Annotated in this window: 10 protein-coding genes; 7 read left to right on the forward strand and 3 right to left on the reverse strand. The window is 42.4% G+C overall.

From position 1 onward, the window contains the following. Nucleotides 1-124 precede the first annotated feature (124 nt). Nucleotides 125-295 carry a hypothetical protein gene (locus ACWIUE_RS10860; RefSeq protein WP_454136784.1) on the forward strand — a complete coding sequence of 57 codons (171 nt, stop codon included), beginning with the start codon at nucleotides 125-127 and terminating at the stop codon, nucleotides 293-295. After that, nucleotides 292-426, forward strand: coding sequence for a hypothetical protein (locus ACWIUE_RS10865; RefSeq protein ID WP_454136785.1), 135 nt, complete (start codon nucleotides 292-294; stop codon nucleotides 424-426). The genes ACWIUE_RS10860 and ACWIUE_RS10865 overlap by 4 nt, the downstream gene beginning before the upstream one ends. Here ACWIUE_RS10865 and ACWIUE_RS10870 read toward each other — a convergent pair whose 3' ends face one another. Both ACWIUE_RS10870 and ligA read right to left on the reverse strand, forming a co-directional pair. Further along, nucleotides 427-726 (reverse strand): hypothetical protein, encoded by a 300-nt coding sequence (locus ACWIUE_RS10870; RefSeq protein ID WP_454136786.1) that lies wholly within the window; start codon nucleotides 724-726, stop codon nucleotides 427-429. A gap of 410 nt (nucleotides 727-1,136) precedes the next feature. Further along, nucleotides 1,137-3,413, reverse strand: a complete 2,277-nt coding sequence (gene ligA, locus ACWIUE_RS10875) for an NAD-dependent DNA ligase LigA (RefSeq protein ID WP_454136787.1) — start codon at nucleotides 3,411-3,413, stop codon at nucleotides 1,137-1,139. Nucleotides 3,414-3,501: 88 nt separating this feature from the next. On the opposite strand from ligA, the gene ACWIUE_RS10880 reads away from it, so the two are divergent. Genes ACWIUE_RS10880 through ACWIUE_RS10900 form a run of 5 tightly spaced genes read left to right on the forward strand, consistent with a single transcriptional unit; the run spans nucleotide 3,502 to nucleotide 9,120 of the window. Next, nucleotides 3,502-5,541, forward strand: coding sequence for a flagellar hook-length control protein FliK (locus ACWIUE_RS10880; RefSeq protein WP_454136788.1), 2,040 nt, complete (start codon nucleotides 3,502-3,504; stop codon nucleotides 5,539-5,541). Nucleotides 5,542-5,549: 8 nt separating this feature from the next. Further along, a complete protein-coding gene (gene flgD / locus ACWIUE_RS10885; RefSeq protein WP_454136789.1) occupies nucleotides 5,550-6,377 on the forward strand; it encodes a flagellar hook assembly protein FlgD in 828 nt (275 codons plus the stop codon). A 1-nt stretch (nucleotide 6,378) separates the two neighbouring features. Further along, on the forward strand, nucleotides 6,379-8,124 hold the full coding sequence (locus ACWIUE_RS10890; RefSeq protein WP_454136790.1) for a flagellar hook-basal body complex protein: 1,746 nt from the start codon (nucleotides 6,379-6,381) through the stop codon (nucleotides 8,122-8,124). A gap of 53 nt (nucleotides 8,125-8,177) precedes the next feature. Continuing rightward, complete coding sequence (locus ACWIUE_RS10895) at nucleotides 8,178-8,747, forward strand: class I SAM-dependent methyltransferase (RefSeq protein ID WP_454136791.1); 570 nt, start codon at nucleotides 8,178-8,180, stop codon at nucleotides 8,745-8,747. 25 nt (nucleotides 8,748-8,772) lie between these two features. Continuing rightward, nucleotides 8,773-9,120 (forward strand): hypothetical protein, encoded by a 348-nt coding sequence (locus ACWIUE_RS10900; RefSeq protein WP_454136792.1) that lies wholly within the window; start codon nucleotides 8,773-8,775, stop codon nucleotides 9,118-9,120. Between the two features lie 82 nt (nucleotides 9,121-9,202). Here the strand turns inward: ACWIUE_RS10900 and ACWIUE_RS10905 are convergent. Further along, nucleotides 9,203-9,793 (reverse strand): hypothetical protein (locus tag ACWIUE_RS10905; RefSeq protein WP_454136793.1); only part of this gene is annotated, 591 nt, incomplete at its 5' end.

Genomic DNA, 9,793 nt, shown 5'->3' on the forward strand with positions numbered 1-9,793 from the left:
GATTCTGCGATATTTTAGGGTTTCAATTTCCCCCTCCCTTGCGGAGGGGGTTAGGGGGTGGGTAAAATTCAACCTTTCGTCATTGCGAGTCCTTGCCAAAGGCAAGGGCGAAGCAATCCAAAAATTGAAAAAGCAAAATAGGGATTCTGTGTTTTGTATTTCAATCGCAGAATCTGCCCCCACTTCGTCATTGCGAGACTTGCGAATGCAAATCGTGGCAATCCAAAAATTTTACGATAGCAAAAATATAGCAGAATCGCGGTATCTAATCCAAATTTCGCAGAATCTAGCGTGAAGTATGGCACAGAATCTCACAAAAACACAGAATCTGAAAATAGATTGCCACGATTTTGCTACACAAAATCTCGCAATGACAAAAGAGATTCCCCCTCCCTTGCGGAGGGGGTTAGGGGGTGGGTAAAATAATCAAAAAAATAATAGCGCAAAAACTTCAATCGCAGAATCTACACATAATTCTTCATTGCGAGTCCTTGCCAAAGGCAAGGGCGAAGCAATCCAAAAATTGAAAAAGCAAAGTGGGGATTCTGTGTTTTGTATTTCAATCGCAGAATCTGTGCCCACGCCGTCATTGCGAGAAAATCCGCAAGGATTTTCGTGGCAATCCATAAATTTCAAAAATAAAGCGGAAATAGATTCTGCGAATTTTATTTCATTCGCAAAATCTACCAAATTGTTGCTATTCTCGCACGAAGCGAAAAATCTCAAAAAATCGCAGAATCTAGCACGAAATTTGCTCCGCAGAATCTAACTCTAAAACCCCTTGCGGATGGGGTTAGGGGGTGGGTAGATTCTGCAAAATCCACAAATTGTCATACTGAGCGTAGCGAAGTATCTCTTTTTAGATTCTGCGATTTTGTCGCCTAATTTCATTTCAAAATCTCTTATTTTCTCGCAAAAGGGCTGCACCCCCCTCCCGCTCCCCCCTACGCGCCAAAAAGCAGCCGCTTTTCGCTTTTAGGGGGAGAGCCTCGCTTTTCCGCTTCTAGCAAAAAATCGGCACTCGCACTACTGCTCGTTTGCTCCCGATTTTTTGCACCACGAAGCGGGCGAGATTAAGGGTGCTTCGCACGAATCTTTTTTAGATTCTGCGAATTTGGCGCATTAACGCCATTGCGCTATTTTATCATCTCAAAAAATTCGCTTTCATCGATACATTTTACGCCCAAAGTCCGCGCCTTTGTGAGTTTGCTACCTGCGTTTGCCCCGCAAAGCAAAAAATGCGTTTTGGATGAAATCGCCGAACTCACCCTCCCGCCCAAACGCTCAATAATCTCCACAAACTCATCTCGTGGGCGAGAAAGCGTGCCTGTTATCACAAAAATTTTCCCTGCAATCGCCGAAGTATTTTTTTGAGATTTTTCGCCAAAATGACAAAAATCAGCAGAATCTAAATTTGGTTTGCCTTCAAAATTCGCAGAATCTGCGGGGGATTTTGATACCCACCCCCTAACCCCCTCCGCAAGGGAGGGGGGACAAGTTGATTTAATCTCCGCAATGGAGGGGGAATTTTTGGAATTGCCCTCCGCAGTGGAAGTTTTCGCGTTAGATTCTGCAAATTCTACAATTTTCGCGTTAGATTCTGCGTTTGCGCTAGATTCTGCGAATTCTGCAAAACTCGCATTAGATTCTGCGATTTTCACACGAGATTCTGCAAATTCTACAATTTTCACGCCAAATTCTGCAAAATTCTCACTAAATTCTGCGAAGTCCAAAATCTCATAAAACTCCACCACGCGACTTTTATTCACACGCAAAAACTCCGCCACCGACTTTGCCATCTCCGCGCCAAACCCATCGATTGCCAGAAAGTCCGCGAACCCCCTTTCCACCCACCGCGCTCCAAATTTTCGCGCGATTTTCTTTGCCGCCACTTCGCCGATATGCTCGATGCCAAGCGCGTTTATAAAGCGGTGCAGAGGCGTTTTCCTCGCGTTTTTAATCGCACCTAAAAGATTGCTGATTTTCCTTTCCTTAAATCCCTCTAACCCCGCGAAATCCGCCTCACTCAAAAAGAAAATATCGCGTGGCGCGCGGATTTTCCCTGCGTCAAATAAAAACTGCACGATTTTCTCGCCAAAACCATCGATATTTAGGCACTTTTTAGAGACAAAATGCGTGATTTCGCCCACCACACGCGCGGGGCAGTTTAGATTTTGGCATTTTATAAATGTGCCTAAATCCGCCACTTCGCTTTGGCAAATCGGGCATTTCGTAGGGCGAGAAATCTCGCGCTCATCGCCACTTCGCCGATTTGCATAAATTTTTGTGATTTTTGGGATGACATCGCCACTACGGATAATACTTACAAAATCCCCGATTTTCACGCCAAGACGGGCGATTTCATCAAAATTATGCAGTGTAGCAAAGCGCACCTTCGCCCCCTCAATCTCAACGCTCTCAACCTCCGCCACAGGCGTGATTACGCCACTTCGCCCCACTTGCAGATTTACGCTAATTAGGCGCGTGGTTTTTTCAAGCGCGGGGAACTTAAATGCCGCCATAAACTTTGGAAACTTAATCGTATGCCCCAATTCAGCGCACTTTTTTAAGTCATTCACACGCACAACCATCCCATCCATCATCATTTTCTTGCTCTCTCGCTGCGATAAAAGCGCACTATACGCATTTAAAACGCCATCCAAATTCTCACACACGCCCACAAAATCATCCTTCAAAAATCCCAAACTCCGCACAAACTCCATCACCTCGCTATGTTTGGCAAAATGCAAGTCGTTTTCGCCCACGCCCCACGGGTAAAACATAAGATTTCGCTCTTTTGTGATTTTGGTATCAAGCACTCGCAAACTGCCACTTGCGGCATTGCGCGGATTTGCAAAAGTGCTCTGCCCTGCGCGCTTTCGCGCTTCATTTAGCGCGTCAAAATCCGCCTTTAAAATCACCACTTCGCCACGAATCTCAATGCGCTTTGCGTAATTTATGCGCTTTGGAATGCTTGAAATGGTGCGCACATTTAGCGTCACATCCTCGCCAATCTCGCCATCTCCGCGCGTTGCGCCACTTATCAACTCTCCATTTTCATAAGTGAGATTTAAACTCGCCCCATCGAATTTTGGTTCGACAAAAAAGTCATTTTCACACTTTGCACGCACCGCCCACGCGCGGAGTTCCGCCTCATCAAAAACATCCTCCATACTCCACATTTTCGCGCGGTGGGCGAGTTTGTAAAACTCGCTTTGGACTTTTGGGGCGATATTTTGCGTGGGAGATTCTGCGATAATCAAATGCGGGTTTGCGCCCTCAAATGCGCGGATTTCACGGATTAGCGCGTCATATTCCTCATCGCTTGCCAAAGGTTCATCCGCCTCGTAATACGCGCTCATCCACGCATTTGCGGTGGCGACTTTTGCTAAATATTCGTTTTTGTCCATCATTTTGCCTTAAAAATTTGTGAAATTATAGCGTTTTGCGGAATATTTTTTGCTTTAAATTGCGTGGAAAATTATAAAAAAAAGGGTGATTTTGGTTGAAACGATAAGCAAAGAGACGCAAAATTCCATCGCCACAAAACGAGCGAAAACTCCGCAAGGCAGGGCGTTTGCCGACTTTATAAAAGATTTAGGTAAAACTACTGCGCCCACAAAAGCGGACTTTAAAAATGCAAATTTGAGCGATACAAAAAAGGCAGATTCTGCGCCAAAGCAAAATTTGGCAGATTCTGCGGTGGATTTGAAGGCAGATTCTGCGAAAAATGTGGCGCAAAATGCAAAAGATTCTGCGAAAAAAAGCGAGATTTTAAGCGATATTTTGAAAAGCAAAAACGAGGAAAAACCGCAATCCACGCCAAAATCCCCACTTGATGAAATCCTCTCTCGCCCAAAAGCGATAAATACAAAACTAAATCAAACGCCGCAGATTAAAGATTCTGCGAAGGATTTTTCGCCAAAAATGTCGCCAAATATAGGGAAAAATGTGGAGCAAAATGTGGAAAAAAATGTGGCAGATTCTGCGAAAAATGTGGCGCAAAATGCAAAAGATTCTGCGAAAATCGCAGAATCTAGCGCGAAAATCGCAGAATCTAGCGCGAAAATTACCCACCCCCTTGCCCCCTCCGCAAGGGAGGGGGGACAAATGGAGAAATCCTCCGCAAAGAATGGAGAAAATTTAAGCGAATTATCCGCACAGAAAAAATCTAATTTAAGCGATTTGCCAAAAAATGGCGCACTAGATTCTGCGAAAAATAAAATCGAAACTACGCACGATTCTGCGCCAAAAAATAAAGCGGAAATTACAAAAGATTCTGCGTCAAAAATGATGGAAAATAATCCAAAAATCACATTAGATTCTGCGAAAAATGAAATGCAAAATATTGAAAAAAATCTCACGCAAAATGCAGAAAATTTAGCGCATTTAAAAGATGATTTTACAGACGATTCTGCGCTAATAAATCCAAAAATTGAGGCGCAAAATAATGGCAATTTAGGCATTAAAAATACGCTAAAATATGGCGCATTCAAGGCATTTGACGCACTCTCACTTCTCAAACCAAGCGATGGCAAAAAACTAAGCGATTTAATCAAAAAAGCAGATGAATTATCGCTAAATTTACAAAGCATAAAATACACAAAAATGGGCGAAAAAAATAGCATTTTTGAAAACATAAAAGCACCAAAAATTGATGAAAAAATCAACGCAGATTCTGCGAAAATCGCAGAATCTAATGTGAAAAGTGCAGAATCTAAAAAATCTACCCACCCCCTTGCCCCCTCCGCAAGGGAGGGGGAACAAATGGAGAAATCCTCCGCAATGGAGGGGGAAAAATTCGATTTAACCTCCGCAAAGAATGGAGAAAATTTAGAAAAATCCTCCGCGCAAAAAAATCTCGCAGAATCTGCCCCAAATAAAATCGCAGAATCTTCGCAAAAAAATCTCGCAGAATCTCCCCTAAAAAATGCCCTAGATTCTGCGGAAAACAAAGAAAATGACATAAAGCAAATCGCTCTAAAAAATGAAAAATTCGCAGAATCTAAAAAAGAAACCGCATTAGATTCTGCGAAAGATTCTGCAAAAGATTCGCCAAAAGATTCTGCGAAAACTACGCAAGAAATAAGCACCATTTCAAACGCAGAATCCACCTCAAAAATCGAGCATAAAATCTTTGACGCAAAAGAAGTTATGAAAAATTTTGCAAATAATTTAAAGCAGGAAATCCAAAATTATAAACCCCCCATTTCAAAAATCACAATCGAGTTGCAACCCGCAAACTTGGGAAGCGTGGAGGTTAGCATAATTTCGCAGGGCAAAAACATTCAAATTCAACTCCACTCAAATCAGCAAACGCTAAATTTATTCATCCAAAATCAAAGCGACTTACGCTCGGCACTCGCGCAAATTGGGTATGAAAATGTCGCGATGAGTTTCAGCAATGGCGCGCAGATGGGATTTAGCGACAATAGCGGAAAGTGGCGTTATGAGCAAAAATATAGGAATGATTTTCGCTTAAAACAGAGTGACGAAAATGATGAAAAGTTTGAAATTATGATAATAAATAACTACGCATAGGGGCAAAAATGGAAGCAAGCGAAGTAAAATCACCCATAAATCTAAACGAAGTAAGCGGTTACAATGCCGCGCAAAAAAACAAACCAAAGGCAGAACCAAATAAATTAGACAACACCGCATTTATGCGCCTTTTTTTAGAGCAACTCAAAAATCAAGACCCTACTTCGCCGATGGAGACGGACAAAATCATCACCCAAACCGCGCAACTAACGCAAGTCGAAATGCAAGAGCAAACAAAGCAAACGATGATAGAAGTCGCAAACGCGATGAAATCCACGCAAGAGACGAATAAAGAGTTAAAAGATTTGCAAAGCGATATGAAAATCGCACTAGAAAATCTAATCGCAGTTTTGGCAAACAAAGATTCTGCGAATTTAGCGCAAAATGCGGGTGCGCCGAGTGGATTAGAGATGATTGGTAAAATCGCAGAGACAAAGATAAATGGACTAAATCTCGTTGAAAATCAAAAAATGGACTTTGAATTATATTTCGATGAAGCGATAAATGCGAGTTTGGGGACGCCAAAGATTTTGGTGCAAAATGAGAGTGGCGAAACAATCCGCGAGATTGACATTAGCGATAAAAATGGGATGAGCGGATACTTGCATTTTAGCATTGAAGGCAAAGATGATAAGGGGCAGAATCTCCCAAGTGGCGCGTATAATATCATCGCGCAGTATAATTTTAAAGGCGATGGCACTTACAATCTCGCGCGTGTGGGGCGTGGCGAAGTGCAAAGCGTGATTTTAAATGATGGAAAAGTGCATTTGCGGATGGGCGAACTTATCGTGCCGCTTGAAGATGCGCTAGAATTTTACCTAAAACAAGGGGCATAAGATGAATTCGACACTTTATAACGGCGTGAGCGGGATTCGCACGCATCAATTTGGATTAGATTCGACTTCAAATAATATCGCAAATATCAACACCACAGGTTATCGCGCGAATATGCCTGCGTTTAAAAGTCTCTTTTCCACCGCATTAAGCACGGCAAATCCCGCTTCGCCTGTAAAAAGCGATATGAATTATGGCGCGACTTCCGCAGCAAACGCAATCTCAAATAATGATGGTTCTTACAAAGAGAGCGATGGCGAGTTTAGCGTGGCATACGCGGGAAAAGGGTGGTTTGTCGTAGGGGATAATGAAGGCATTTCATTTGATGGCGATAATAAAAAAGGCGTGTATTTCACGAGAGATGGTTCATTTTCACGCGATGCGGAGGGGTTTGTGGTAAATAGCGCGGGGTATTATATGCTTGGCGTGGATTTAGGGAAAATAAAGGACGGCGTTTTTATCAGCAATCCGCAAAATGACGAGGAAAATTTAGCGACAAGCGAGGTAAAACCGCTTCAAATCCCACAGAATCTGCACTTTGGTCCGACTGAAAGCACCTATGCAAATATCGCGCTAAACCTAAATGCAAACAAAAGCGAGTTAAATTCCTATCCGTTTTTCTTAAATGAAAATGGCGAAGTCGATGAAGAAAAGTTGATGAATATGGACATAAACGCGCTTGTGGTGGGCGGCGAAAACTTCAACGCCACAGCGTATAATAGCGGGATTATTAGCATTGAAAAAGATGGCGAGATAATTGACTATGAATTCCACTATGAGGATTTTCGCACATTTAAGGATTTGAAAGAGGCACTTGAAAAAGAGACGGGACTAACGATGGACTTTATGCGAAATGCGGAGGGGAAAATCGAGAAAAATCTCATTTTGGAGTTGCGGAATAGTGCGGATTCTGCGGATTCTGCGAAAATCAGCGTAGGTGGGAAACTCTTTGAGCGACTTGGGATGAGCGGGGGCGCGGATTTGACAAACTTTGGATTTCAAAGCGACAAATTAGCGTTTGCAAACTACAAAACCACCACCGAAATTTTCAACGACAACGGCGATAAAATGCTAATAATTTCGCGCTACATTTTAAGCGAAAATGGCGAAAATGGGCAGGTTTGGAGTGTGGAGAGCGGGATTTACACAAAAGATGGCGAAACTTTAATAGGGGAGAAAATCGCGCACAGCATTGCATTTGACAAAGATGGCAACGCAGAATCTGCCCCCATAACGCTAACTTATGGCGATAAAAGCGTGGAATACAGCATTTTAGGGAGCGAAAAGCGCAAAAGTAGCAATGTGGCGTATATGGATTCTGCGGTGCTAGATACTGCAAAGGACGGCACGCAAAAAGGCGAACTCGCGCACATCGGCATTGATAATGATGGCATTATAAGTTTGTCTTTCACAAACGGCGTGACTGAAAAAATGGGGCGCGTGGGCGTGGTGGCGTTTGTCAATGACCAAGGTTTGCAAAAAGTGGGGGGCAATCTCTTTGAGATGGCGCAGTATTTAGTCGATGGGCAAAATTCGCTTCCGGCAAGTGGCGCACCGCTTATCGGGTGGGATGAAAATGGCGCGCTTCGCTTCGGGCAGATTTTGCATAAATATTTGGAGAGTAGCAATGTCAATCCTGCGGACGCAATGACGGACTTAATCGTCTATCAGCGCGGATATTCGATGAATGCAAAGGCATTCACCACAGGCGATGATTTAATCAAAGAGGCGATAAATTTGAAAAGGTAGATTTATGTGGATTTTGCGAGAAAATCGCAGAATCTATCGAAATGGAGTAAAAAATGAAATGTATTTTATGTGAATCGCAAAATTTGGGTTTGTTAGAGCGAATAAAGGCGAGTGATTTAATCGCACTTTACGCAAAAATGGGCGTTTCCGTGCAATATATTTTGACGCAGGATGTGGAATATGTGCATTGCAAAAATTGCGATTTGCGATTTTTTAGACTGCAAAATGGCGAAATTCCCACAGGCGATAATGATTTCTACACGGAGTTAATCAAAAATAGTTGGTATTATTTGGCGGAGAAAAATGAATATGACTTTGCCAGAAAGTTTATCAAAAATGGCGCAAGAGTGCTTGAAGTGGGATGTGGCGCGGGTGTGTTTGGTAAAAGTTTGCAAGGGGTGGCGGATTATGTAGGGTTAGAATTTAGCACCAAAGCAAAGGAATTAGCATCGCAAAATGGCGTCAATATCCAAAATATTTTAGTGCAAGATTTTGCCAAGCAAAATGATAGCGAATTTAGCGTGGCGTGTAGTTTTCAGGTATTAGAGCACACGGCAAATCCACGAGAATTTTTAGAAGCGCAAATTTCTTGTTTGATGCCAAATAGGGGGGGGGCAGAATAAGTTAAAGACCGCAGATTCTGCGAAATTGCTAATTATCGCCGTTCCTAGCGAAGACTCTTTCCTAAAATACGCTGTAAATGGTAGTTTAAATATGCCTCCACATCACATTAGTCGTTACAGCGACAAAACGCTAGAATTTATCGCAAGGGAGTTTAATCTCACACTTTTGGAAATCTACCACGAACCCGTGCAAAGCGTTCATTTTGACTTTTATAAATCCACGATGTGGGCGAAATATTTTCTCAAAACGCCACTTATTGATAAGGGCATTTTGCGGAAGGTCATAAATCGCTTTGGTGTTTTTGGGAGGCGATTTATCAAAATCCCAAAAGATGCGTTTGGGCACACGGTGATTGCGGTTTATCAAATGTAGATTCTGCGAAATTTTTGAGATTCTTCGCTACGCGCTAACGCGCTTCGCTCAGAATGACAAAATGAAGCGTTTTTCGCAGAATCTACCGCAAATATTTATTTATAGCGATTTTGTTGCCAAGTGTTGCAATTTTATTTTTGAGACGCAGGGCAAAAATTATGATTTTCTCAAACGCACTAAAATTAAGATTGACATTTTTATAAAGTGCGTTTGTGATGCTTTTATCCACGCTACGATTGCGCCAAAAATTATTTTCAAAGTCCCCTTTCAATCGCCCTAAATAAAATCGCCTCAAAAGCGCGCTTGCAGGAATGCAATCTTTGTAAAAATAAAAAAGTTGATAGGCGTATTTATCCTCAATGCCGCCTTTTAACCCCTCATTTATCTCTTGGCGCGATAAATGCAAGAATTTTTGATAGACCAAAACGGCGTATTTTTGGCACACACGGCGGATAAATAGCGTATCGCCTGCGGGATATTCATTTTCATTATATCCGCCAAGTGCAAGCATTATTTGCTTATTGTGGCACAATCCGCCGGGATGAAAATATGGGAAAACGCAATTTTTTTCATTTGTGTAAAATCCGCGTGAAATGTGGCAAAATCGCTGGTATGGTGGCAAATAATATTTGTATTCATCGCCAGATTCTGCGCCAAAATAAAGACTTTCCAC

This window comes from Helicobacter sp. 23-1045 (genome assembly GCF_053654655.1).

Coding starts and splice junctions, on each gene's coding strand:
- ligA (WP_454136787.1), bottom strand. CDS start 3,413: ATGATGGACAAAAACGAATATTTAGCAAAAGTCGCCACCGCAAATGCG.
- flgD (WP_454136789.1), top strand. CDS start 5,550: ATGGAAGCAAGCGAAGTAAAATCACCCATAAATCTAAACGAAGTAAGC.
- ACWIUE_RS10890 (WP_454136790.1), top strand. CDS start 6,379: ATGAATTCGACACTTTATAACGGCGTGAGCGGGATTCGCACGCATCAA.
- ACWIUE_RS10895 (WP_454136791.1), top strand. CDS start 8,178: ATGAAATGTATTTTATGTGAATCGCAAAATTTGGGTTTGTTAGAGCGA.